Origin of the sequence: Deinococcus sp. JMULE3, from assembly GCF_013337115.1 — a bacterium.
Lineage (GTDB): Bacteria > Deinococcota > Deinococci > Deinococcales > Deinococcaceae > Deinococcus.
In genome coordinates, this window is the sequence record NZ_SGWE01000004.1 from 2,730,041 (window position 1) to 2,754,590 (window position 24,550).

General features: G+C 68.7%; 23 protein-coding genes. 8 read left to right on the top strand and 15 right to left on the bottom strand.

Annotation, left to right across the window (positions count from 1 at the left end):
- Nucleotides 1–143 precede the first annotated feature (143 nt).
- The gene (locus tag EXW95_RS16080; protein ID WP_174368296.1) at nt 144–815 is read left to right on the top strand and encodes a hypothetical protein; all 672 of its coding nucleotides are present in this window, start codon (nt 144–146) and stop codon (nt 813–815) included.
- A 35-nt stretch (nt 816–850) separates the two neighbouring features.
- On the opposite strand, the gene EXW95_RS16085 is transcribed toward EXW95_RS16080, so the two are convergent.
- The 6 genes from EXW95_RS16085 to EXW95_RS16110 form a co-directional block, all read right to left on the bottom strand.
- Nucleotides 851–1,825 (bottom strand): lipocalin family protein, encoded by a 975-nt coding sequence (locus EXW95_RS16085; RefSeq protein ID WP_174368297.1) that lies wholly within the window; start codon nt 1,823–1,825, stop codon nt 851–853.
- Between the two features lie 149 nt (nt 1,826–1,974).
- The gene (locus tag EXW95_RS16090; RefSeq protein ID WP_217449210.1) at nt 1,975–2,697 is read right to left on the bottom strand and encodes an ABC transporter ATP-binding protein; all 723 of its coding nucleotides are present in this window, start codon (nt 2,695–2,697) and stop codon (nt 1,975–1,977) included.
- Nucleotides 2,690–3,499, bottom strand: coding sequence for an ABC transporter ATP-binding protein (locus tag EXW95_RS16095; RefSeq protein WP_371810119.1), 810 nt, complete (start codon nt 3,497–3,499; stop codon nt 2,690–2,692). The genes EXW95_RS16090 and EXW95_RS16095 overlap by 8 nt, the downstream gene beginning before the upstream one ends.
- A complete protein-coding gene (locus EXW95_RS16100; RefSeq protein ID WP_174368298.1) occupies nt 3,496–5,118 on the bottom strand; it encodes a branched-chain amino acid ABC transporter permease in 1,623 nt (540 codons plus the stop codon). Before EXW95_RS16100 ends, EXW95_RS16095 begins: the two co-directional genes overlap by 4 nt.
- Nucleotides 5,115–6,128: a branched-chain amino acid ABC transporter permease gene (locus EXW95_RS16105; RefSeq protein ID WP_174368299.1), complete on the bottom strand. Its 1,014-nt coding sequence runs from the start codon at nt 6,126–6,128 to the stop codon at nt 5,115–5,117. The genes EXW95_RS16100 and EXW95_RS16105 overlap by 4 nt, the downstream gene beginning before the upstream one ends.
- A 322-nt stretch (nt 6,129–6,450) precedes the next feature.
- Nucleotides 6,451–7,608, bottom strand: coding sequence for a branched-chain amino acid ABC transporter substrate-binding protein (locus tag EXW95_RS16110; protein WP_174368300.1), 1,158 nt, complete (start codon nt 7,606–7,608; stop codon nt 6,451–6,453).
- A gap of 313 nt (nt 7,609–7,921) precedes the next feature.
- Here EXW95_RS16110 and EXW95_RS16115 point away from each other — a divergent pair, with 313 nt between their 5' ends.
- Both EXW95_RS16115 and EXW95_RS16120 read left to right on the top strand, forming a co-directional pair.
- Nucleotides 7,922–9,268 carry a M1 family metallopeptidase gene (locus EXW95_RS16115; RefSeq protein WP_174368301.1) on the top strand — a complete coding sequence of 449 codons (1,347 nt, stop codon included), beginning with the start codon at nt 7,922–7,924 and terminating at the stop codon, nt 9,266–9,268.
- Between the two features lie 66 nt (nt 9,269–9,334).
- Nucleotides 9,335–10,084 carry a BON domain-containing protein gene (locus tag EXW95_RS16120; protein WP_174368302.1) on the top strand — a complete coding sequence of 250 codons (750 nt, stop codon included), beginning with the start codon at nt 9,335–9,337 and terminating at the stop codon, nt 10,082–10,084.
- Between the two features lie 65 nt (nt 10,085–10,149).
- Here EXW95_RS16120 and EXW95_RS16125 read toward each other — a convergent pair whose 3' ends face one another.
- A complete protein-coding gene (locus tag EXW95_RS16125) occupies nt 10,150–11,286 on the bottom strand; it encodes an FtsW/RodA/SpoVE family cell cycle protein (RefSeq protein WP_174368303.1) in 1,137 nt (378 codons plus the stop codon).
- Nucleotides 11,283–12,581 (bottom strand): UDP-N-acetylmuramoyl-L-alanine--D-glutamate ligase, encoded by a 1,299-nt coding sequence (gene murD, locus EXW95_RS16130; RefSeq protein WP_371810120.1) that lies wholly within the window; start codon nt 12,579–12,581, stop codon nt 11,283–11,285. Before murD ends, EXW95_RS16125 begins: the two co-directional genes overlap by 4 nt.
- 298 nt (nt 12,582–12,879) lie before the next feature.
- Between murD and EXW95_RS16135 the strand changes: the two genes are divergently transcribed.
- Nucleotides 12,880–14,064 carry a hypothetical protein gene (locus EXW95_RS16135; protein ID WP_174368304.1) on the top strand — a complete coding sequence of 395 codons (1,185 nt, stop codon included), beginning with the start codon at nt 12,880–12,882 and terminating at the stop codon, nt 14,062–14,064.
- Nucleotides 14,065–14,112: 48 nt separating this feature from the next.
- Here the strand turns inward: EXW95_RS16135 and trmFO are convergent, their stop codons facing one another.
- Together trmFO and EXW95_RS16145 are read right to left on the bottom strand one after the other, a co-directional pair.
- Nucleotides 14,113–15,501 carry a methylenetetrahydrofolate--tRNA-(uracil(54)-C(5))-methyltransferase (FADH(2)-oxidizing) TrmFO gene (trmFO, locus tag EXW95_RS16140; protein ID WP_174368305.1) on the bottom strand — a complete coding sequence of 463 codons (1,389 nt, stop codon included), beginning with the start codon at nt 15,499–15,501 and terminating at the stop codon, nt 14,113–14,115.
- Nucleotides 15,502–15,550: 49 nt separating this feature from the next.
- Complete coding sequence (locus EXW95_RS16145; RefSeq protein WP_174368306.1) at nt 15,551–16,345, bottom strand: YdcF family protein; 795 nt, start codon at nt 16,343–16,345, stop codon at nt 15,551–15,553.
- 67 nt (nt 16,346–16,412) lie between these two features.
- Here EXW95_RS16145 and EXW95_RS16150 point away from each other — a divergent pair, with 67 nt between their 5' ends.
- Entirely contained in the window at nt 16,413–17,027 is a 615-nt protein-coding gene (locus tag EXW95_RS16150) for a DUF305 domain-containing protein (RefSeq protein WP_371810121.1), read from the top strand.
- Between the two features lie 55 nt (nt 17,028–17,082).
- On the opposite strand, the gene EXW95_RS16155 is transcribed toward EXW95_RS16150, so the two are convergent.
- The 4 genes from EXW95_RS16155 to EXW95_RS16170 all read right to left on the bottom strand — a co-directional run bounded on the left by EXW95_RS16155 (nt 17,083) and on the right by EXW95_RS16170 (nt 19,755).
- A complete protein-coding gene (locus tag EXW95_RS16155) occupies nt 17,083–17,475 on the bottom strand; it encodes a hypothetical protein (protein WP_174368308.1) in 393 nt (130 codons plus the stop codon).
- Nucleotides 17,472–18,986 carry a glycine--tRNA ligase gene (locus EXW95_RS16160; RefSeq protein ID WP_174368309.1) on the bottom strand — a complete coding sequence of 505 codons (1,515 nt, stop codon included), beginning with the start codon at nt 18,984–18,986 and terminating at the stop codon, nt 17,472–17,474. Before EXW95_RS16160 ends, EXW95_RS16155 begins: the two co-directional genes overlap by 4 nt.
- 313 nt (nt 18,987–19,299) lie before the next feature.
- A complete protein-coding gene (locus tag EXW95_RS16165; RefSeq protein WP_174368310.1) occupies nt 19,300–19,539 on the bottom strand; it encodes a hypothetical protein in 240 nt (79 codons plus the stop codon).
- Between the two features lie 12 nt (nt 19,540–19,551).
- On the bottom strand, nt 19,552–19,755 hold the full coding sequence (locus tag EXW95_RS16170; protein ID WP_174368311.1) for a hypothetical protein: 204 nt from the start codon (nt 19,753–19,755) through the stop codon (nt 19,552–19,554).
- Between the two features lie 84 nt (nt 19,756–19,839).
- Here EXW95_RS16170 and EXW95_RS16175 point away from each other — a divergent pair, with 84 nt between their 5' ends.
- The 3 genes from EXW95_RS16175 to EXW95_RS16185 all read left to right on the top strand — a co-directional run bounded on the left by EXW95_RS16175 (nt 19,840) and on the right by EXW95_RS16185 (nt 23,000).
- Nucleotides 19,840–20,484, top strand: coding sequence for a hypothetical protein (locus EXW95_RS16175; protein ID WP_174368312.1), 645 nt, complete (start codon nt 19,840–19,842; stop codon nt 20,482–20,484).
- A 67-nt stretch (nt 20,485–20,551) separates the two neighbouring features.
- Nucleotides 20,552–22,714 carry an ATP-binding domain-containing protein gene (locus tag EXW95_RS16180; protein ID WP_371810122.1) on the top strand — a complete coding sequence of 721 codons (2,163 nt, stop codon included), beginning with the start codon at nt 20,552–20,554 and terminating at the stop codon, nt 22,712–22,714.
- A 73-nt stretch (nt 22,715–22,787) separates the two neighbouring features.
- Nucleotides 22,788–23,000, top strand: coding sequence for a hypothetical protein (locus EXW95_RS16185; protein WP_174368313.1), 213 nt, complete (start codon nt 22,788–22,790; stop codon nt 22,998–23,000).
- A gap of 129 nt (nt 23,001–23,129) precedes the next feature.
- Here the strand turns inward: EXW95_RS16185 and glnA are convergent, their stop codons facing one another.
- Complete coding sequence (gene glnA, locus EXW95_RS16190) at nt 23,130–24,488, bottom strand: type I glutamate--ammonia ligase (RefSeq protein WP_174368314.1); 1,359 nt, start codon at nt 24,486–24,488, stop codon at nt 23,130–23,132.
- Between the last annotated feature and the right edge of the window lie 62 nt (nt 24,489–24,550).

A 24,550-nucleotide genomic window follows, 5' to 3' on the forward strand; every position in this document is an offset into this window, starting at 1 on the left:
ACTATTCTGAAACTTGAGTGCAGTCGTGTCAAGTTTATTGCGGCTTAAGAATGGTGCCGTGGCTCCCGTCCTGCACGCAACGCCCCTGCAACGCCCCCCGGCGCACACTCCCCTCAGCCCAGCACCACACAGGAGGACCACCCATGACCCGCACCCTCAGCACGCTGCTTCTCACCACCCTCAGCCTCGCCACCATCAGCACCGCCGCCGCGCAGAAGACCACCCTCACCATCGGCGGGCAGCCCACCACCTTTGATACCGTCAAGGTCGGCGGCCGCACCTACGTCGCCCTGGACCAGCTGCAGAAGGCGCTGACCGCTGCGGGCGGCAGCAACCAGCTCGGCGCGGCGGAAGGCTGCCTGAACGAATGGCTGTTCAACGGCACCTGGAGACTGCGCGTCACCGCCATCAAATACGTCCCGGACGACCGGAACGGCAACTACTACGGCTGGGTCGCCACCACCGAGATCCGCAACGGCGGCAAACAACTCCTCAACCTGTCCAACACCGGCATCGAGAAGGGCGTCAGCCTCGCCCTGAAAGACGGCAGCACCAAGGAACTCGGCCTCAGCGGCATCGCCTCCGCCTTCAAGACCGGCACGGACCTGCCGCCCGGCGCGGGCCTCGTCATGGACCTCCCGTTCTCCTGGCAGGGCGGCACGCCCACCAACGAGCAACTCCAGGCCAACCCACCGGTCAAACTCATCGTCCCGGTGGACGTCACGGCCCTGCGGCGCGGCGGCAGCACCCTGTACAAGACCGTCAACTACAGCAAGGACCCCAGCTTTCGCGTGAACCTCACCTGCCGGAAGTGAGCGCCGTGTCCTCAGGCCGAACGCCCCGATGAGCCTCACGGGGACCACGTCCCCCCGACGAGTTCCATCATGCCGGTGCCCGCAGCGGGCGCGGCGGCCCATGTGCCCGTCACCTCGATGGGTCCCTCCCAGTACGCGATGCGGGTGCTGCGGCTCAGGAGCTCCTGATCACGCCGCACCGCCCGCACGCTCAGGTCGAACTCGTCGGACACCAGCCGCCAGCCCAGCGTGTAGGGCCGCCCGGTGGGACTGGTCCACACCTCGCCCGGTTCGGCACGCAGGCCCGAGACGGCCCGCACGCGCCCGTCCGGTTCCACCACGCTGCCGATCAGCTGCGCCACGCTCCCGTCCGGGCGCCGCACCCGGTACACCATCAGGTCCCGCCCACCCGCCAGGTGCACGCTGAACCAGTCCCACAGCGCCGACCGGCCCGGAATCTGGTTCCCCCACTGGTGATCCAGCCACGCCTGCCCCCGCACCGCGCGCCCGTTCACGGTGCCCGTCAGGTCCAGCCGCGTGATCCCCTGATAGAACAGCACGCCCGTATCGGCACTGCCGCTGAACCCCGGCGGGTGCAGCACCGGCCCCTTCACCGCGGTCAGCGTCAGATCCAGCGGCCCGGCCTTCAGGCTCAGCGGCGCGGTCGGCTCCGGCCCCGCCTGCGTCAGCGTCCACGCGCCCTGCCTCACCCGCAGCGGGGGAGAGGTCACCTCGCCCGCCCCGGCGGGCTGCTCCAGGAACGTCAGCTGACCCGTGCGCAGGTCCGTGACCGCCACGTGCGAGATCATCAGTGGGACAGGCACGCGGCTGTCCTGCACCCGGAACTGCGCCCAGTGCAGCGCCAGCCCCTCTGCGGGCAGGTAGGCGCTCACGTACCACCACTCCATCGGGTTCGCGTGTGCCCCGTAGTCGGTCGCGGCGGGCAACTGGGCCGGGTTCACGACCGTCTGCACCGGCGCGCACCCGCTCAGGAGGAGGGCCGCCAGCACCGGAATGACCTTGAGACGCATCGGCACCCAGCCTAACCGACCGGCGGTTCACCTGCTGCCGCAGATGGCGGACGGCCGCGAACACCACTTCCCACTTCCTACTCCCCACTGCCTCCCCACAAACGAACCGACCCCCCAGTCTCCCGGAGGGTCGGCCCGTGTCGCGCGGGTTACTCGTCGCCGAGGTACGCCTTGCGGACGCTCTCGTCCTGCGCGATGTCGGCGGCGTTCCCGGAGAGTTTGATCTCGCCGGTCTGCAGCACGTACGCGCGGTGCGCGATCTGCAGGGCCATGTTCGCGTTCTGCTCGACCAGCAGCACGGTCGTGCCGCGCTCCTTGTTCAGCTTCACGATGATGTCGAAGATCGCCTCCACGAACAGCGGGGACAGGCCCATGCTGGGCTCGTCCAGCAGCAGCAGTCGCGGCGCGACCATCAGCGCGCGGGCGATGGCGAGCATCTGCTGCTCCCCGCCGGACATGGTGCCGCCCAGCTGATGCTCGCGTTCCTTCAGGCGCGGGAAGAACCCGAAACCCTCCTGAATGCGGCTCTCGATCAGCGCGCGGTCGGTGACGGTGTACGCGCCCACGTCGAGGTTCTCGCGGACACTCATGTCCTTGAAGATCCGGCGGCCCTCCGGCACGTGACTGATCCCCTTCTGCATGATGTGGTGCGCGGGAATCCCGGCGATGGTCTGACCCTCGAAGGTCAGGGCGCCCGTGCGGGGTTTCATCATGCCGCTGATGGTGCGCAGCGTGGTGGTCTTCCCGGCGCCGTTCCCGCCGATCAGGGCGACGATCTCACCCTCGTTCACGGTCAGGCTGATGCCCTTCAGGGCGTGGATGTGGTCGTAGTACGTGTGGACGTTGTCGAGTTCCAGCATGGGCTTAGGCATGGGGGCGTTCTTCCTTCCCGTAGTCGCCGGCGGCGGCGCCGCGGCCCAGGTACGCTTCCATCACGCGCGGGTCGTTGCGGACCTGATGGGGCAGGCCCTCGGCGATCTTGCTGCCGTAATCCAGCACGGTGATGTGTTCGGACAGCGTCATCACGAGGCGCATGTCGTGCTCGATCAGGCACACCGTCACGCCCAGTTCGTCCCGCACGCGGCGGATCAGGGCCTTCAGGTCCTCGGTTTCGCGGGGGTTCATCCCGGCGGCCGGTTCGTCCAGCAGGATCAGTTTCGGCGTGGTCGCCAGCGCGCGCGCGATCTCCAGCTTGCGCTGATCCCCGTACGGGAGGTTGGTCGCCAGTTCGTTCCGCCACTTGCCCAGCCCCACGAAGTCCAGCATGATCCGCGCGGCGTCCCTGGCCTCCTGCTCGCCCTCATGGAATTTCTTGGTGCGCAGCACGGCGTCCAGGAACCCGCTCTTCAGGCGGCTGTGGCGGCCCACCATGATGTTCTCCTCGCTGGTCATCGTGGAGAACAGGCGGATGTTCTGGAACGTGCGCGCGATCCCGGCTTCCGTCACCTGATCGGGCCGCATGCCCACCAGTTCACGCCCGGCCAGGCGGATGGTGCCCCGCGTGGGTTCGTAGATCCCGGTGATCATGTTGAAGAAGGTGGTCTTCCCGGCGCCGTTCGGGCCGATCACGCTGACGATGGACCGTTCGGGGATGTTCATGGTCACGTCGTTCACGGCCGTCAGACCGCCGAAGACCTTCGTGACGCCCGCCACTTCGAGAATGTTGCCGCTCACCTGCTGCCCCCTGCCTTGTCGTCTTCCTTGGCCGGGGCGTACCCGGCGCTGTACACGTCGCCGCTGGCCGTGCCGAGCGCGCCCGCGTTACCCTGGGCACTCTCGTCTTCCTGGTTGTCGTCGTGGTGCAGTTCCAGCTGCCGCCTGCGGTTGGGCAGCAGACCCTCGGGCCGCAGGAGCATCATGGCGACCAGGATCGCGCCGAAGATCAGGCGCTGCAGCTGGCCGGGATTGGCGTCCTGCGGAATCCAGGGGACGTTCGCGGTGGCCTCGCCCAGGCCGGGCAGGATGCGCAGGTTCAGCAGGGTCACGACCGCCGCCCCCAGGATCACGCCGGGGAAGGACCCCATGCCGCCCAGGATGACCATGGACAGGATCGCGATGCTCTGGTTCAACACGAAGCTCTCGGGGCTGATGAACTGCTGCTTCGCGGCGAAGATCATGCCCATGACCCCGGCGAAGCTCGCGCCGGTCGCGAAGGCGATCAGTTTGGTCTGCATCAGCGGCACGCCCATGGCCTGCGCGGCGACCTCGTCGTCGCGGATGGCGATCCACGCGCGGCCGATACGGCTGCGGTCCAGGCGGACGTTCACGGTCAGGATCAGGACGATCATGACGAGCACCAGCACGTACAGGAACAGCAGGTAGTACTGGTCCGGCGCGAAGCCCAGCGCGCCCGCCGCCGCGTCGAACCACGGCACCGAGGCGCTCTTGATGGGCGTGATGCCCTGCGAACCCGCCGAGTACAGGTCGAGGTTGTTCGCCAGCACGCGGATCACTTCGCCCAGGCCCAGCGTGATGATCGCCAGGTAGTCGCCCTTCAGTTTCAGCACGGGCAGACCGATCAGGACGCCCACGGCGGCTGCGGCGAAGATACTCAGCGCCAGGAACAGCCAGAAGAACCCGGCGTTCAGGCCGTTCGCCAGACCGTCAGCCTGCGGGGCCATCAGTACCAGAATGGCGCGGACCGTCAGGATGACCCCGGCGACCAGACCGACGCTGGCCAGCCGGAAACTCCAGGTGGTCGCGGCGGTCGGCGCGGCGCGGGACGTCAGTCGGTTGATGTACATCATGCTCGCGGCCGTCACGACGGTCAGGACCAGCCCGATGGCGAGCGTCCCGGCGTTCGTGCCGCCCGGATTCTCACCGAAGTACCGCAGGATCTCCGCGAAGCGCGGGCTGCCCACGATGCCCCAAGTGTACGCGCCGACCGCGAAGAAGGCCACGTAGCCCAGGTCGAGCAGGCCCGCGAGGCCCACCACGATGTTCAGGCCCAGCGCCAGCGCGGCGAAGATCATGATCTGGATGCTCAGGTCGAGCAGGCTGGTGTCCTCGCGGCCCGCGGCGGGCAGCACGAACAGCAGACTGCCGATCCCCACCAGGGCGCGTGCCCATGGCGCGGCCTTCCACAGGTACGCGAAGAGGATGTTCGCCAGGAACAGGCTGACCATCAGGGCTTCCACGATGGGGTTCTTCAGCGCGGTCCCGACCGCTCCCATCTGGTTCAGCAGGTCGCCGTTGTGCGAGACGAGCAGGAACGCGCTGGTGACGATGAAGAACAGCACCAGCAGGATCGTGCGGTCCGGCGTGACTTTGGGAGACTTGAGGGCGGCGGTCATACTTTCTCCACGTTGCTCTTGCCGAGCAGACCGGTGGGTTTGAAGATCAGGATCAACACCAGCGCGATGAACGCACCCAGTTTGCTGTACGAGTCGTCGATCACGGCGAGGTTCTTGATGCCCAGCAGTTCACCGAACACGTTGGACACGCCGATCAGTTTCTCCAGCACGCCCAGCAGCAGGCCGCCCAGCACCGCGCCGGGAATCGAGCCGATGCCGCCCAGCACGGCGGCCGTGAAGGCGGTCACGCCGGGAATGAAGCCGCTGTAGGCGTTGATGGTGCCGAATTTCATGCCGAACAGGACGCCGCTGATGCCGCCCAGTGCGCCGCCGATCAGGAAGGTGGCGCTGATCATGCGGTTGCCGTCGATGCCCATCAGGCCGGCGGTCACGCGGTCCTGCGCGACGGCGCGGATGGCCTTGCCCATGCGGGTGCGGTTCACGATGTAGTTCAGCACCGCGAGGCTCAGCAGCGACACGATGATCAGGATGACGTCCTTGAGCTGCAGGCTCACGCCGATGCCGGTCAGGAATTTCCCGAGGGGCGCGCAACTGCTCTCGGGGCCGCAGAACGCCGAGGAGAACCCGGTGGGCAGGGTGTACGTCAGGTCGAAGCGGCCCTGGAAGCCCTCGATGACGCGCAGGACGTCCTGGAGGATCAGGGACACGCCGATCGCGGTGATCAGCGGCACCAGTTTCGGTGCGCCGCGCAGCGGTCGGTACGCGAGGCGTTCGATGACCACGTTCAGCAGGCCCGAGATGGTCATGGCGGCCAGCAGCGCGATCAGGAGTTTCAGGTACCCGTTCATGTTCACGGGGGCGAGGACGCGGAAGACTTCGAAGCCGACGACGGCTCCGGTGACGAACACTTCGCTGTGCGCGAAGTTGATGAGCTGGAGCACGCCGTACACCATGGTGTAACCCAGGGCGATGATGGCGTACACGAAGCCCAGCACGAGCCCGCCGACGATCACGTTCGCCAGGAAGGGCAGCAGAGTGGACAGTTCCAAGGCAGCTCAACTCCTTTCGTGTGGTGAGGGCGCAGGCCAGTGCGGATGCAGGTGGGAAGGGTGGCGCCACAGGAAACGGAAATACGCGGGGCGGACGTCACGGGTCGCGCCCGTGATGGTCTAGCTGTGCAAGAGGTCAGTTTTGCGTCAGTTATCCCGAATGGTATCGCTTTTCACGATGCCTGGCGGGTGCGGTGTCCGGCCCCGCCGATCAAACGCGTGTTTGCATCAAGGCAAGGGGCCGGGCACGTGGCCCGGCCCCAGGATGGTACGGGGAGGTAGAGGTACCGTCCGGGAGCGTGTATAGACGCTCCCGTGCGCTTTACTGCTTGACGGGCTTGACGGGGATGCTGGTGCTGAGCTTGAACTTCCCGGCGGTGACGTTCATCACGTACAGGGTCGCGGCCTTACGGTCACCGGCGGAGTTGAAGCTGACGTTGCCGGACAGCAGACCCGTGAAGCTGCCCTTGCGGATGGCACTCTCGACCTGCGCGCGGGTGGGCAGCTTGTTCTTGTTGGCGCGCACGGCGTTCAGCACGCCCTGCACGACCACCTTGGCGGCGTCGTAGCCGAAGGCGCCGAAGCCCTGGGCGTCGTCGTTGAAGGTCTTCTTGTAGTTGGTGGCGAAGACCTTCGCGGCGGGCAGCGCGCTCAGGGGCGCGGCGACGGTCGTGAAGTAGATGTTGTTCGCGTTCGCCTCGCCGACGATGACGGGCAGCTCGCCGCTGTCCAGGCCGTCGCCGCCGACCACGGGGGTCTGCACGCCGGCTTCACGCAGCTGCTTGATGAACACGCCCACCTGGTTGTAGATGCCGCCGAAGTAGATGGCGTCGGGGTTGGCGAGCTTGATCTTCGCGACGATGCTGGAGAAGTCGCTCTTCTCCTCGGTGCCTTCGTTGGCGCTGACGGTGACACCCTTGGCCTTCAGGGCCTTCTCGACTTCCTTGGCCAGACCTTCGCCGTAGGCGGTCTTGTCGTTCAGGACGTAGACCTTCTTGGCTTTCAGGGTGCCGCTGATGAAGTTGGCACCGGCGGGGCCCTGCGCGTCGTCACGGGCGACGATGCGGTTCATGTTGCTCAGGCCGCGGTCGGTGACGCCGTTGGCGGTGTTGGCGGGGGACACCATGGCGACCTTGCTGGACACCAGGGCCTGGCTGGCGGGGATGGCGACGCCGCTGTTCAGGGTGCCGACGACGGCGAGGATCTGGCGGTCAGCGGCGATCTTGCGGGCGGCGGCGGTGCCGGTGGCGGGGTCGGCCTGGTCGTCGTAGGGGACGAGGACGAGGTCGAAGCCGAGTTTCTTGAACTGGGCTTTGTACTCGTTGACGGCCAGCTGGGCGCCGTTGCGGATCTGGGTGCCCAGGTCGCTCTGGCCGCCGGAGAGGGGGCTGAGGCTGGCGATCTTGATGGTGGTCTGCGCGGAGGCGGTGCCGAGGGCGAGGGCGGCGAGAACGGTCAGGCTGAGTGCGCTTTTCTTCATGTGTCCTCCGGATATGGGTCGCCCGCGGGCCACGCTGTGCCCGGGGGTTAGGTGTTGAGATGCGGCAATTCTAGGTGGGTCTTGATGGTCTGTCAATGCGCCGCTCATGAATGAACTTGAAATCTTTCCCATGATTCCAGACTGACCTGTCTATATCATTGCCGAAAATAGATCGATCATAGCAATCTGATTGCGCTTTCTTGATTGGCCCGTGAGAGATTGATCATACCCCTGCCACTGCGGCGCAAGCCCCCACTTCCCACCGGCCCTCATCCAGTCGCACGCGCCCGGCAGCCTCTATGCTGAACGCACCATGCTGCGAACCGCGCTGAGCACCGTCCTGCTCGCCGTCCTCACGCCCTCCACCCCCATGGGCGACACCCTGTACCCCCACCTGGGCCAGCTCGGCCTGAACGTCACCCACTACGACCTGCGCCTCACCGTCCCCACCCCCGGCACCCCGGACCTGCGCAGCGACACCACCCTGACCCTGCACGCCGAACGCGACCTGCCGGACGTCCAGCTCGACTACAGCGGACCGGCCATCCTGAACGTCACCTGGAACGGTCAGCCCGTCCCCCACCGCCGCGCCGCCGACAAGCTGATTATCCCCCTGCCCCTACCCGCAGGTCAGGACGTCCGCCTCCGCGTCACGGCCGCCGGACCCGCCGGGGGCGTCCCCGACCCCACCCTGAACATCACGCTGGGCTGGCAGAGCGTGCCCGCCACCCCCACCCAGCCCGGCGCGAACTTCACGTTCAGCGAACCCGACGGCACGCGCAGCTTCATCCCCTGCAACGACCACCCCGCCGACCCCGCCACCTTCACCACCACCCTGACCGTCCCGCGCGGCGTCACGGCCGTCGCCGGCGGTACCCGCCTCGCCGACCACCCCAACCTCGACGGCACGCACAGCGTCACGTACACCCTGACCACCCCCATCCCCACCTACGCGCTGGGCATCAGCGTCGGCACGCTCGACACCGTCCGCCGCCCCGACCTGCGCATCGGGGACCAGCACGTCACCCTCACCGATTACTTTCCCACCAGCATCCCCGACACCGTCCGCGCCCCCTACGCCCGTACTGGCGACATCCTGACTGCCCTGAGCGACTGGTTCGGCCCGTACCCCTTCAGCACCTACGGCTCGGTCGTCGTCACCCCGGACCTCCCCGCGCTGGAAACCGCGACCCTGAGCACCATGCCCGTCCGCTCCAGCCGCGAACGCGTCATCGTTCACGAAATCGCCCACCAGTGGTTCGGGAACGCCGTCCCGCTGGGCGACTGGAGCGACACCTGGCTGAACGAGGGCTTCGCCACCTACGCCGAACTCCTGTGGACGCAGGCCCAGGGACAGGACACCGCCCCCCTCCTGCGCGGCTGGCGCGACCGCCTGCGCCCCGGCACCCGCCCCCTGACCGCCACCACCCCCGCCCAGATGTTCGACGCGACCGCCTACGCCAGAGGCGCCCTGGCCCTGCACGCCCTGCGCACCCAGATCGGGGACGACGCCTTCCGGGCCTTCCTGCACACCTATGCCCGCACCCGCGCCGGACAGCCCACCCGCACCGCCGACATGCTGCACCTGACCCGCACCCAGCTCGGCCCGGAGGCGGCCACGCTGCTGGAGAACTGGATCACGCAACCGGAACTGCCCTGACCCGCGCACTTCACCAAACCTGAATCCAGCGCACCGTGTCCGAGAGCCACAGGGTACGCTCGGCGCATGTGGCCATTCGGAAAGAGCACAGCGGACCGCGTCAAAGACGCGCTGAACGAGCAACCCCGACTGAAGGACCTGGGCCTGCAGGTGCAGGAACGCGGCGGCGCCGTCAGCGTCAGCGGCATGGTACCCAACTCGCGGTACATGAACCTCATCCGCGTGATCGCGGAAGGCATCAACGGTGTCAAGTCCGTTGACCTGTCCGGCGTGACCGCCCAGGAGGAAGCCGCCGCGCCCGCCCAGCCCGCCCCGGCCGCGCCCGACGCCACCGTCACCGAGATCGCCCCCACCACCGGCAACATGAACGCCAGCGCGGACATGGACGCCGAGATCAAACAGGCCGAAGACCGCAGCCGCGTCGCCAAGGCCGTCCTGAGTGCCATCCGCAGCAACGGCGAACTGGCCGACGACCCCATCGACGTTCTCCAGAGCGGCAGCAGCGTCATCCTGCGCGGCGTCGTGGACAACGACCACGAGAAACGCCTGCTGGAACAGGTCGCGCGCGGCGTGGATGGCGTCAGTGGCGTGGACATCAGCGGCGTGCGCGTCGCCCAGGGTGCCAAGGAGATGGCGAAGGAGAAGGACCAGGAGTCCGGCGATACCGTGTACACCGTGAAGCCCGGCGACAGCCTGTCCGCCATCGCCCAGAAGTTCTACGGCGACCCCATGCAGTACAAGAAGATCGCCCACTACAACAACATCAGCAACCCGGACCTGATCCACCCCGGCGACCGCCTGCGCATCCCGGGCTGAACCCGCACTCGTTACAGAATCAGGCCCCCTCCGACGCGCGAGGGGGCCTGCTCTGCTGGATGCCGTCAGTCGGTCGCGGGCGCCGGTGCGGGCAGGGGCGCCTGCGCGTCCTGCGAGTCCGGGGTGTCCAGCCCACTCAGCTGCCGCCGCACCTCCCGCATCGCGGAGTGAATCACGGCCAGCGCGACACTCATGGTCAGCATGCTGGAAAAGCCGTAACTGACAAGTGGCAGCGGAACGCCCGTCACCGGGAACAGCCCGGCCGCGACGCACAGGTTCACGAACGCCTGCCCGACGATCATGAACATCGCCCCGATCGCCAGGATGCTCGCCCCGTGAATCTCGGGTGTCATGGGCCGCACCCGGCTGGCCAGATGCGCGACGTCCAGCGCCGTCATCACGATCAGCCAGTACGCGAACAGCAGCATCGCCACGCCCAGCAGCCCCGACGAGAACCCCACCGACGCGACGACCAGGTCGGTGTGATCCCCGAAGTACACGTACCGCAGGCCGTCCGGACCCTGGCCGGGAATCCCGCCGAAGCTCAGGTCGCGGTGCGCGAGGCCGATCTGCCCCAACCCGGCCTCGCGCACCTCTTCTGCAGAGTAATGCTGGTTCCAGCGCGACAGGATGTACGGGTGCTGCTCCAGGTACAGGCCCGCGACCGGGATGGCCAGCAGGACCAGTGCCAGCAGGAACCAGATGATGTTGCTGATCCGCACGCCCGCCGCGTACATCAGCACCAGTCCCAGCCCGAACATCAGGACGCTGGTGCCCAGGTCCGGTTCGATGAACACCAGGAACGTCGTGAACATGATCATGGCGGTCGCGCTGATCAGTTTGTTGTGCACGCCGCGCCGCGCGAAGAACGACGCGAGCATCAGCACCAGCCCCAGCTTGGCCATCTCGGACGGCTGGAACCGCACCGGGCCGAACTCCAGCCAGCGTTTCGTCGCCTCGCTCTCGGCGGTGCCCACCCCGACGAACGGCACGAGCAGCAGCAGGAACAGGGTCACGCCCCACGCCAGCGGACCGAGTTTCAGGAACGCGCGGGGCCGCAACCGGGCGATGACCAGCGTGAATCCCAGCGCCAGCAGCGCCTTCAGGCCGTGATCGGCGATCATGCCCGGCTCGGCGGTCGCGACGCCCAGCACGCCCAGGCACAGCAGCATGACCTGCGCGATGATCAACTGAATGCTCACCCCTGCACCTCCGCGCCCGCCAGGGTCAATGCCGCGCGGCGGAACGCCTCGCCCCGCGCCTTGTAATCCCTGAACTGATCGAAGCTCGTGCCGACCGGGGCGAGGAGCACGCTGCCCTCACCCGCCGGTCCACCCAGGGCGTCCAGTCCCGCCTGCGTGGCGGCGCGCATCGTCGCCTCACCGTCCGCGCCCGACACGACCCGGTAGGGAAGGCCCAGCCCACGGGCCAGGGCCTCGCCGTCCTCCCCGAACGCGATGACCTGCGCCACCCGCCCGGCCGCCGCCTCGCGCAGCGGGAGGAGGTCCGCGCCCTTGTCCCGGCCACCCACCAGCCACGCGACTGGCGGCGCGGCGCGTTCCAGGGCCGCCTGAACGGCCAGGGTGCGCGTGGCGATCGAGTCCTCCACGAACCGCACATTCCCGATCCGCGCGACCGTCTCGAACCGCCCGGACACCGGCTGAGCCGCGCGCAGCGCCCCGGCCAGCACGTCCGCGTCCACCGGGCGGTCCAGGTGGATCAGGAGGGCCTCGGCTGCCAGCACCGCCGCCGCCGCGTTCGCCGGATGCACCCCCTCGGGCAGTTCCGAGGCGTCCAGCACGGGCGTGTCGTCAGCCAGCGCGATCCGGCCCGGCGAGAAGGGCCGCACCTGCGCCCGGGTCGCCACGTTCAGCCCCTTCGGCACGACCAGCACGTCCCCGGCCTCCTGACCTGCCGTGATGTTCCGCTTCGCCGCATGGTACGTCTCCACCGTCCCGTGCCGGTCCAGGTGATCCACGCCCAGATTCGTGATGACCGCCACCGGCAGCCGCAGACCCGGCACGCGCTCCAGCTGGAAACTGGACAGTTCCACCACCGCCACCTCGGCGCTGTCCACGACGTCCAGCAGGGGCGGGTCGATGTTGCCGCCCTCGCGGGCGTTCAGGCCCGCCGCGCGCAGCAATTGCGCGACCAGCACGGTCGTGCTGCCCTTCCCGGCCGTTCCGGTGACACCCACCATCGGCAGGCCCGGACGCAGGCGGGCCGCGAGGACCACCTCGCCGATCACCTCCGCCCCGCGCGACTGCAGGGCCAGCAGGTCCGCATGATCGATCGGCACGCCCGGCGCGGCCACCACCACGTCATACGCGCCGCCGGCGTCCCCGCGCGCCCAGCCCAGTTCATCCATCAGCGCCGCATCCTCCGGCGCGGGCCGCGCGTCGAGCCACTCGCCCCGCACGCCAGCCCGCGCCAGGAACCGCGCCGCGCCCCGCCCACTGCGCCCCAACCCGTACACCAGCACCCTGTCAAGCTTCACGCCCACACCATAGAACACGCCCCGCCTGATGTGGTGCGTGCAGCACGTGAGAAACCCCCAGCGCAGGCGTGCCCCTGGCCCACGGGCCGTCCGGTGGAGAACAATGCGGTCAGTCCCGCTCGCCGTCCCACCTGACCCGGAGGTTTCCCATGGCCCGCCCCGCGCGTTTCCTGCCTGCCGCCCTGCTCCTCGCCTCCGCCCTGGCCGGGGGGGCGGACGCCCGAGCCAGTCCCTCGCGCCACCGGAGATCCGCGCACCGGTCCGGGAACTCGCGGTCGCCGCGCGGCCCGACGGCACCGTGCTGCTGGCCGCCATCAGCGACAACGGCCGTTTCAACAGCGGGCGAGGGACCTCCACCGCCCGTGTGCTGCGCACCTGGGTGGGCGGCCCCGGCGGCTGGGCGCCCGTCGGGGACATCCTCAACTACCGGCAGCCGCGCCCCATCGCCAGCCTGAACCTCGCCACCGACGCGCAGGGCGGCGCGCTGCTCGCCTGGAACGAGAACTACGGCGACAACGACGTCGTCGAATTCCGCGCCCTGATACGGACTCCGATTGAATGGCTTGCAAAGCCGTTCAATCCGAGCAGTCTCGGAGAGCTGCGCAGCAGAGCGAGTGGGAGCGAAACGGGTTCCGGGCGTGGAGTTGGCAACCCGGCGCTGTCCCGGGTTGTCAACGAAACCAACGGAATCCGTATGACCGGCGACACCTGGACCGACTGGGGGGACCGTTACCTGGGCGACGACCTGCCCTACGCCGCCCGCACCCGCTCGATCGCCCTGTGGAAGGGGCAACCGTTCCTCGCGTGGGGCGAGTGGCTGCGCAGCCCCGACGGGAGCCAGCTGACCGTCCGCACCTGGAACGACACTCAGGAGAGCTGGGTGCGCGGCCCGCGCTTCAACGACCGCACGCAGTTCTCCCGCACGCCCGCCCTGACCGTCACCCGCGCCGGGCAGCCCATCGTCGCGTGGCTTCAGGGCGAGGTCACCGCCAGCCGCGTCCTCGCCGCCCGCTGGGATGGGCAGACGTGGCAGCCGCTCGGCGGACCGCTGAACCGCCACGCGCCCGGGTACGTGGCGGCCACGCGCCTCGTGCTGGACGGGCAGGACCGCCCCATCGCCGCGTGGATCGAGGACCACGCCGGACAGGACACCCTCTACGCCGCCCGCTGGAACGGGCAGAACTGGCAACCCATGGGCTCGCAGGTCAGCCAGGGCTTCGCTACCGCCCCCAGCCTCAGCACCGACCCCGCCGGACACGCCGCCCTCGCCTGGGTGGAGGAAGTGAACGGCACCGGGCAGGTGCACCTCGCCCGCTGGACCGGCCAGGCATGGACCGACCAGGGCGTCCAGAACCGCGACCCGCGCCGCGACGCCCGCAGCCCCAGCCTGACCACCGCGCCCGACGGGACCCTCACGCTCGCGTGGCGGGAGGACGCGGCGGGCACGTACCGGATTGAACTGCGGCAGTACCCGGGGCTATAAGACGCGGAAGCCGGAGCAGTCGCCCCAGCCTCCCTGACGGTCTGGTGATCAGCCCTCTGCGCCCACTGCTTCCGGTTCCCGCACCGGGGGCGGCGTGACGGTCAGGCCCGCCTCCGCCTGCGCCCAGGTCATGAAGGCGTTCAGGCCGCGGCGGAACATCACCGGGCGTTTCTCGCGCTTGCCGAGCTTGCGGGGCTTGCCGGTCTTCTCGTTGATCTCGGCGGGCAGTTCCGGCACGAGCGCCCAGTTCACGTTCATGGGCTGGAAGCCCTTCGGGTTCGCACTGGCGAGGTAGCGGGTCAGGCCGCCCAGCATGCTCTCGGCAGGCGGCGTGAGGGGCGGGAGGCCCAGCGCGAGGCGCGCCGCGTTCGTCCCGGCCAGCCAGCCGGTCGCCGCCGATTCAAGGTACCCCTCGGTGCCCGCCAGGACACCCGCGACCAGCTTGGTCGGGTCGGCCTTGAGTTGCAGCGTGGACTCCAGCACCAGCGGGGCGTTCAGGTAGGTGTTGCGGTGCATCACGCCGTACCGGACGATCTCCGCCCCTTCCAGGCCCGGAATCAGGTTCACGACCGCCTTCTGATCGCCCCACTTCAGGCCCGTCTGGAAGCCCACCAGGGACCACATGCGGCCCTCGCGGTCCTCCTGACGCAGCTGCGCCACCGCGTACGGCCAGCGCCCCGTCTTCGGATTGTCCAGGCCCTTGGGGGACATCGGCCCGAAGCGGGGCGTGTCGATCCCGCGGCGGGCGATCTCCTCGATGGGCATGCAGCCCTCGAAGAACTCCAGCTTCTCCCAGTCGTGCGGTGTGTGACTGCGCGCCTGCTCCAGCGCCCCGAAGAACGCGAGGTACTCGTCCTTCGTGAACGGGCAGTTGATGTAGTCCGCGCTCTGCTCGTACCGCCCCGCGCGCCACGCGACGTCCATGTCGATGCTATCGAACGCGATCACGGGCGCTGCCGCGTCGTAGAAACTCAGGCGCTCACTGCCCGTCAGGCGCGCCACGTCCGCCGCCAGCGCGTCCGACGTGAGCGGCCCCGACGCGATCACCACGATCCCATCCGGCACGGCCTCCACCTCACCGTCCACGACCTCGATCAGCGGATGCTCCCGCACCGCCGCCGTCACCCGAGCGCTGAACTCGTCCCGCTCCACCGCCAGCGCATTCCCGGCCGGCAGTTTGGAGGCGTCCGCCGCACCCACGATCGCGCCGCCCACACTGCGCAGCTCGGCCTGCAGCAGACCCTTGCTCTGCAGCTCGCCCTCGCCCCCCAGCGAGTTGCTGCACACCAGCTCCGCGAAATTCCCACTGCGGTGCGCCGGGGTCATCTTCACCGGCCGCATCTCGTGCAGGCGCACCCGCACGCCCAGCCGCGCCGCCGCCAGCGCCGCCTCCGACCCCGCCAGTCCCCCACCGATCACCGTCACACGCTCACTCACAACCGCGCAGTGTACGGGAAGCAGGCGCAGGCAAGTGTGCGCTGAGGCCTCAGCGTTCCGGCGTGCCGCCCAGCGCGGCCTTCACGCGCGACAAACCCTCGTACGTGAGGATGCGCAGGGCGCGCAGGCGGTCGTGCGGAGAGGGGAGGGTGCCGTCCAGCAGGGGTTCCGGCGCGGGGACACTGACGACGGGTACGCCCTGCGCGCGGAACAGGGCGGCGGCGCGACGCGAGTGACTGGGAGAGGTCACGAGCAGCACCCTTGTCCAGCCGCGCGCCCGTGCCAGATCGCGCACCCGGGCCGCCTCGTCACGGGTGGTGGTGACGCTGCGCAGCGTGACCAGGGTGGGGCCGCCCGAGGGGTACAGCGCGCGGATCATCTCGCGTTCCAGGACGTCGATTTTCGGGCAGTCGCGCGGCCCGATCAGGCCCGACTGTTCCGAGAGGGTCAGGGCAGGCGCGTAGCCCGCCCGCCACAGTTCGAGGCCTCGGAGCAGGCGCGCCTGACTGCTGACGTCCAGCGTGCGCGTACCGCACTGCACGCCGCCGCCCAGCACCACGATGGCGTCCGCCCGGACGGGGGGTTCGCTCAGGGTCAGGGACGCCAGCGGCCCGCGCAGCACGGGCGTCAAGAGGCAGGCGGCGATCAGCACCGCCAGCGCGCCCGCCGCAACCCGCAGGGCCGCCCAGCTGGGCCGGAACGCCCCTGCCACCCCGCCCGCCACGATGAGGCCCAGCAGCAGGCCTGCCGGGGCGCGCACCTCGCCCAGGAACGCGGCCAGCACGGCCAGCCCCGCACCCACCGCCACGCCGCCCGCCACGTTCCGCCACCGCTCCCCAGTCATCCGGGGCAGTGTAGCGGGCCGCATGGAGAGCACCGGGCCTCATGAACGCGCCCCTATACTCGCGGGCGTGAACCTGCGCCGCGCCCTTCCGTTCATTGCCGTCCTGCTCGCCGCCCTGGCCGCCGCGTTCCTGCTTGCCCCGCGCCTGATCATGCCCGCCGAGGACAGCCGCGAGGTGCGCTTCGTGCGCGAGATGATCCAGCACCACACCCAGGCCATCGACATGGCGACCCGCATCCGCGACACCACCACAGACCCGGAACTGCGGACCCTGGCGCTGGACATCATGCTGGGCCAGCAGGAGCAGATCGGGCAGATGCGCGGCTGGCTGACCCTCTGGGGCCGCCCGTGGGCCGGGGACGGCATGACCGCCGGGCACGCCCGCATGATGGGCATGGCCACCCAGGCCGAGGTGGCGACGATCAGCACCCAGCCCGAGAAGCAGGCCGAGGTGACCTTCCTGCAACTCATGACCCGCCACCACCAGGGCGCGCTGGCGATGGTTCCCCCCGCGCTGGGACGCGGCGTGCGGCCCGAGGTGCAGGCCCTCGCTCGGCAGATCGGGGCGGCGCAGAGTGCCGAGATCACCCTGATGACCCGCCTGCTGAAGGACCGGGGGGCGCAGCCGCTGCCCGCGCCCGGCGGGATGGACGGCATGGACATGGGCGACCACCAGCACTGAACCGAAACAGGAGAGGGGGACGCGCGACTGGCCGTCCCCCTCTCCCACGCTGCCGTTACTCCTCGGCGTCGACGCTCAGGTCGCCGATCTCCCGCTCCAGAAAGTGCAGGTACCCCTGCCGCCCACCGGCGCGCGTCCAGGTCTTGATGCTGCTGCGAAGGCGACCAATCGCGAGCCGCAGGTCCTCGGCGCCCGGGTGTCCGCCGGGCTGCGACAGGCGCAGCGTCAGGCCGCGCAGCGCCGCGTCGTGCACCTCGGCGCGCAGACCGTCCAGCTTCCCCTCTGTGAAGGGGTGGTTCGTGGCCTCGGCGCGGTAGCGGCGCATCAGTTCCTCGTAGGCGCTGTCCACCATCGCGTCCGTCAGGTCCGGGTGGACGGCGTACACACCCAGCACCGCGAGCTCCACGGCACTCAGGTACGGCAGGAGGTGATCGGCGGGGACGCTCACCGCAGTTTCGCCTGCAGGTACGCGCTGAGGTCGCTGATCTTCACGCGTTCCTGCGCCAGCGTGTCACGGTCACGGACGGTCACGGTGTCGGTCAGGCTGGCGTCCTCGCCCTTGCCGACGGTGTCGAAGTCCACGGTGACGCAGTAGGGCGTGCCGACCTCGTCGTGGCGGCGGTACGCCTTGCCGATGTTCCCGCTGTCCTCGAGCAGGATGCGGCCCAGGCCGAGCTTCTGCAGGTCGTTCTTGATGCTGCGGGCCAGGTCGACCAGTTCGGCCTTGTTGCGCGCCAGCGGAATCACGGCCACCTTGATGGGCGCGAGGTGCGGCTTCAGCTTCAGGACGATGCGCTCGTTGCCGTTCTCCAGCGTCTCCTTCGTGAACGCCTCGCTCAGGACGGCCAGCATGGCGCGGTCCACCCCGGCGGACGGTTCGATCACGAACGGCACGACCGGCTTGTTCGTCTCCGGGTGCGGGATGGTCAGCTTGGCGACACTGTCGAGGTTCTCCTCCACGCGCGCCACGAGACCCAGTTCGCTCTGGTTCTTCGTGTGGCTGCCGAGGTCGTAGTCGCTGCGGTTGGCGATGCCCTCGATCTCCTCGTGCCCGAGGGTGGGGTAGTCGTACATCAGGTCGTACGTGCGCTTCGAGTAGTGCGCCAGGTCCTCCTTCGGCACGTCCAGGATCTCGATCTTGCTGCGGGGCACGCCCTGCGCCTCCCACCAGCTCAGGCGGGCTTCGAGCCACTTCTCGTGCCACTCCTCGTCCGTGCCGGGCGTGCAGAAGAACTCGATCTCCATCTGCTCGAGTTCACGCACGCGGAAGATGAAGTTGCGGGGCGTGATCTCGTTGCGGAACGCCTTCCCGATCTGCGCGATGCCGAACGGCAGGCGGCGGCTGGTGCTGTCCACGACGTTCTTGAAGTTCGTGAAGATCCCCTGCGCGGTCTCGGGACGCAGGTAGCCGTAACTCTCGTCGTCCGCGACCGGGCCGATGGTCGTCTTGAACATCATGTTGAACGGCTTGGGCTCGGTCCACTCGCCGACCTCGCCGCTGAACGGGTCACGCACGCCCGCGTCCCTCAGCGCCTGCGACGCCTGCGCGGGGTTCGCGTTCAGCGCCGCCACGACCGCCGGGAAGTTCTCGGCACTCTGCCCCATCGCCTCGGCCACCTTGGCGATCACGTCCGCCTTCTGGTCCTTCACGAGGTGGTCCAGGCGGTAGCGCTTGTTGTTCTTCTTGTTGTCCACCATCGGGTCGCTGAACGTCGCCTCGTGCCCGCTGTGGCGCAGCACCTGCCGGTGCATGATGATCGACGCGTCAAGGCCCTCCATGTCGTCACGCTCGTACACGTTCGTGCGCCACCACGCGGCCTTGATGTTGTTCTTCAGTTCCACACCCAGCGGGCCGTAATCGTAGAAGCCCTGAAGGCCCCCGTAGATCTCCGAGCCCTGGAAAATGAAGCCCCGGCGTTTACACAGGCTGACGAGTTCTTCCATCGACGTTGCAGGCATCACGTGCTCCTTTCGGGCAGGCGACGGAAAAAAGCCCCAGACGGCGGCCAGTTCCCGGCACTCGCTCGTCTGGGGACGCATGAGGACACGCGCGGTTCCACCCCAGTTCCAGTCCCGGAATCCCCGGCCGACTGGCACTTTTGTCTGTGATCAGCTCCCCGCTGCCCTTCCCGCGCCGCCTCACCGCCCGACTCTCACCGTCACGGGCTCGCTCACTGGTGGCTGCGCGCGGTACTCCTGCGGATCGACACCTGACCCACAGTGTGAAACACGGCAGGGGAGAGGGTCAAGGGCGCCGCAGACGTTCGGTGCATCAGCGCAGTGGCGCGTCCACGCGCACGCCGACGCTGGACAGCCCACCGAGCCGCAGGAGACCCTCGACGTTCACGCCGTTCATGCGGACGCCATACACGCCATGCACGTTCGCGCTGAGCAGTGGGCTGTACACGAACAGCGGGACGCCACCGGCTGTGCCCTCATTCGACAGCAGGACGCCGCTGCCCACGCCGATGCCCGCGTACTGGTTGCTCGGGAGGGCACGCAGGTACGTCACGTCCGCACGCACCTACGGGGTGAGGGTGGTGGGCGCCCACGCCTCCAGGACCAGGGTGCCGCGCCACGCCCCGCCGCCCCGCCAGTCGGACCGGATGGAGGCGTGCGCGCCGACCTGCACGACGCCCGGTCCGGCGCCCGCACTCAGGCCCAGGGTGACCTCGGCGGAAGCGGTCGAGCAGAGGAGAAGCGCGGCGGCCAGGAAACGTCGGCTCATCCACCCAGGTTAAGACTTCATAAACTGGGGGTGTGCTTCATGTGAGGCAGGCGAGAATCATGAAGCCTGCTAGCCTCCGCCGGTATGCGTAAGATTGCCCTGACCGCCGCACTTCTGACCACCCTGACCGCCTGCACCGCCATGCAGCGCGGCGAGCAGGAAAACTACCCCGTCGAACTTGCGGCGCCGTACGCGGCGGCCCCCGTGCTGCCGGGCAAGACTCAGTTCGTACAGGTGACGTACCCCAGGTCCATCTTCGAGGACGACAACGAACTCGATCGTTACTTCGATCAGCTGAGTGTCGATGTCAGCTCTGTTCGCGCCAGCGGTGACAAGATCCCCGATCCCTACATGGACGCTTCCTGGATCAAGCTGACGTCGGTGAACGCTCCGAAGGGCATCAGCGTGGTACTCGTCAAGTCCGAGATCGGTGCAGTCATCTCGAACAGCCGTCTGACGGGCAGTCGAGTGCAGTGGCAGCAGCTCGACAAAGTGCGCCTGACGTACAAGGTGAGTGTCGCGGCTGATTTCACGCCGACCAAGGAAGCGACGGGCAGTTCGGCGGAGGCGAGCTCGAATAGTATGTCTCTGCTGAGGCAGTATCTGCCGAGTCTCACAGACGCCCTGTCACCAGAAATCGAGTTCGCCAGGCTGAACTTCTCATTCAATGGGAAGGAGCAGGACACCTTGCTTTCGATCCGGACCACGCCTGAGAAGAGCAGCAAGTAAATTCGGATGGGGTAGGGGGCACCTGTTGCGGGTGCCCTCTTTCTCGTTTTCCCGTATCCTGTACGTTATGCCTGTTGCGGAATTGCGTCCGGAAACCCACCCGGATTTTGAACTGGAGAAGGAACACCTGTCGGGGACGGTGGCGGCCATGATCCGTCAGATCGAGTTCTGGGAGGACCGCGACCGGCAGATGGGCGCGGACCTGGAGACGAGCATCATCCTGGGGGATCAGGCCGAGGAGTTCGCGGCGATGCTGTCCCCGCACGTGCATCAGCCGTACTTCGGGAGCCTGAAGGTGCGCGTGGCCGGGCGTGAGCAGACGCTCTACGTCGGGAAGCACGGTTTCCGGGACGTGAAGGGGCCGCACACGGTGGTCAGCTGGGACAGCGAGGTCGGCAGTCTGTTCTATTCGCAGGCGCTCGGCTGGACGCCCCGGCGGGGCAGTGCGGGCGTGATCCGGCGTCGGCGGCAGCTGGACGTGAGTCAGAAGACGCTGCTGCGCGTGACGGACCTGTACGACGACGAGCAGGGCGGCGACACGGGTGGGCGCGAGGAGGTGCTGCTGCGCCGCCTGCAGGAGGGCAGCACCGCCGGGATGCGGGACGTGGTCGAGACGCTCCAGCCGGAGCAGAACGACGCGATGCGGCACCCGGCGGGCGTCCCGGTGATCATTCAGGGTGCGGCGGGCTCCGGGAAGACGACCATCGGCTTCCACCGGCTGGCGTGGATGACGAACGCGGACCGGGGGGCGCACCGGGCGCGGCCCGAGGCGTGCATGGTCCTCATGCCGAACCGGGTGCTGGCGACGTACGCGGCGCGCATCCTGCCGGAACTCGGGATCGAGCGGGTGGTCGTCACGACGCCGGAAACCTGGGCGACGGGACTGCTGGGCCTGGAGAAGCTGGAGGTCACGGACCGCACCCTCAGCCTGCTGCTGACCGACCGGGACAACACCCGCCGGGCGCTGGCGTGGCGCAAGGCGAAGCTGCTGGGCGACGCGCGGATGCTGGACGTGGTCCGCACTCACCTCTGGAACCGCTTTAACGCGGCGCTGGCCGGGCAGGGCCTGCGTGAGTCGGTGGCGCTGCGCGGGCGGGAGGATCAGGTGTTCACGCTGGACGAGGCGGCCCTGGCGGGGCTGCTGCGCGACGTGTTCGCCGCCGATCCCCTGGACGGCTACCGGGCCGGGATGCGCCGCGCCATCGAGGCCCTGGCGCTGTCCACGCTGCGCGTCCCGGAGGACGAGGAGGCCAGCGTGCGCCGCCAGCTGTCGTCCCCGCTGACGAACCTGCTGGGCCGCATCTTCGCCACGACCACGCCCATCACCGAGGCGCGCCGCCTGCTGGGCAGCCCGGCGGAACTCGCCGCGAGCGGCCTGCTGACCGAGCGGGAGATCGCGCTGCTGGGCACCGATCCCCTCAGCGGGATTCCCACGCCCCGCCGCGCGCACGCGGACGTCACCGAACTGCCTCTGATGCTGGCCGTGCAGGCGTTCACGGGCGGCATCGGGCGGCTGGACGGGCGCACGCTGGAACCCTTCGATCACGTCGTGCTGGACGAGGCGCAGGACTACTCGCCGCTGCTGTACGCGCTGCTGGGCCGCGCCACCCGCTCCGGGCACATCACGGCGCTGGGCGACATGAACCAGGGCATGCACGGTTACAAGGGCCCCAGTTCCTGGGAGGCGGTGCAGGCGCAGCTGCCGGGCGCGCAGGTGCTGACGCTGGGCCGCACGTACCGTTCCACGCGGCAGATCACGGAACTGGGCGCGCGGATCGCCGCGACGTACAACCGCGCCGCCGCCGTGCAGGGCGTCGACCGCGACGGCGCGGAGGTGCAGCGCTACACCGCGCCCGCCGGGCCGGACGGGGAACTCCCGCTGATCGCGCGGGCCGTCAAAGACGCGCAGGCCGCCGGACACACCAACATCGCCATCGTCACCCGGCGCGGCGTGGACGCCGACCGCATGGCCGAAGCCCTGCGCGAGTTCGACACGGACGCGCAGCCCATCACCACGCAGGAGCACCGCTTCCGGGGCGGCCTGGTGATCCTGCCGGTGAACCTTGCCAAGGGCCTGGAGTTCAGCGCCGCCATTGTCGCCAGCGCGAACGCCGACACGTACGACGAGAGCACCGAGTACGAACGCCGCCTGCTGTACGTGTCCGCCAGCCGCGCGCTGCACTGGCTGGCCCTCGTCAGCACGGGCGACCTGCACCCGCTGATCGCCTGAGCTGCGTTTGCGCATCAAGGTTCCCGCACGCCCCGCTCATCCCCGTCCGGCCCGTGGTGGGGGAGAGTGGGGCATGAGCGACGACACGAAACAGGGTGGGCTTCCTGCCGACGCCGGGAACGGCATGAGCGACCGCAGCGGCTACATGGATAACTCCGAGAGCGGCATGACCGACACGGGCGTCGGCACGGCGCACGTCACCGACGGGCAGGATCAGGCGGACGCGACCACGCCCGCGACCGGCACCAGCTTCGGCACGACCGGCAACGACGACAACCGCCAGTAAAAGACAAACATGGGACACCGGCTGCCCCTGTCTCTCTGTTGCGCTTTCCAGTGACCACGACGAAGGACGTCGCCTGATGTCCGCTCTGCCCCTCCCCCTTGAGGGGGGAGGCTGGGAGGGGGTGGTCTCTCAGATCAGGTCGAGGTACCGTTCCAGTTCCCAGGCGTGGACGGTGGCGTTGTACTCGCGCCATTCGGCGCGTTTGGCTTCCACGAAGTGGTCGAGGACGTGTTCGCCCAGGGCGCGGCGCAGCACGTCGTCTTTTTCCAGTTCGTCCACGGCCTCGCGCAGGTCGCTGGGGAGTTCCTTGACGCGGTGGTGGCGTTTTTCGCGGACGGTCATCTTGAAGATGTTGCGCTGGATGGCGGGGGCGGGTTCCATGTCCTGTTCGATGCCGTCCAGTCCGGCGGCGAGCATGACGGCCAGCGCGAGGTACGGGTTGCAGCTCGGGTCGGGCATGCGCACTTCGGCGCGGGTGGAGTTGCCGCGCTTGGCGGGAATGCGGATCAGCGCGCTGCGGTTGCTGGTGCTCCAGGCGACGTTCACGGGGGCTTCGAAGCCCGGCACGAGGCGCTTGTAGCTGTTCACGAGGGGGTTCGTGATGGCGACCATCGCGCCCGCGTGGTCGAGGAGGCCCGCGATGAACTGCTGCGCGGTGCGCGACAGGCCGTGTTCGCCGCCGGGGTCCGCGAAGGCGTTCGCGCCGCCCTTGAACAGGCTGAGGTGGCAGTGCATGCCGCTGCCGTTCACGCCGGGCAGCGGTTTGGGCAGGAAGCTGGCGAGCAGGCCGTATTCCAGCGCGACGCGTTTGACGACGAACTTGAAGGTGGCGATGCGGTCGGCGGTTTCCAGCGCGGGGGCGTAGCGGAAGTCGATCTCGTGCTGGCCGGGGGAGACCTCGTGGTGCGCGGCTTCGATCTCGAAGCCCATCTCGACGAGTTTGTTGGTGATCTCGCGGCGGATGCGTTCGCCCTTGTCGATCGGGGCGAGGTCGAAGTACCCGGCCTTGTCGTGCGTGACCGTGGTGCCGACGCCGCTGGGGGAGCGTTCGAACAGGAAGAATTCGGGTTCGGTGCCGACGAACATCTCGAAGCCCATGGCCTGCGCGCGTGCGATCTGCCGTTTGAGGACCTGCCGGGGGTCGCCGTCGAAGGGGGTGCCGTCGGGCAGGGCCACGTCGCAGATGAGGCGGGCGACCTTGCCGCGTTCGCCTTCCTCGCGGGAGAACTGCGGGTAGATCAGGAAGGTGCCCAGGTCGGGGCGCAGGAGCATGTCGCTCTCCTCGACGCGGGTGAAGCCTTCCACGGCGCTGCCGTCGAAGGTGACGTCGCCGTTCAGGGCCTTGCCGAACTGACTTTTGGGCACCTCGACGTTCTTGGTGGTGCCGAGGATGTCGGTGAACTGGAGGCGCAGGAACTTGACTTCCGCTTCCTGCAGCTGCTGCAGGATCTGGTCGCGGGTGGGGGGCGTGGTGGACTGGGGGGACATAACTGGGGAACCTCCGGGCGCTGGGCGGCGCGTCCAGAAATGCTACGACCTCCGGCCCGTGC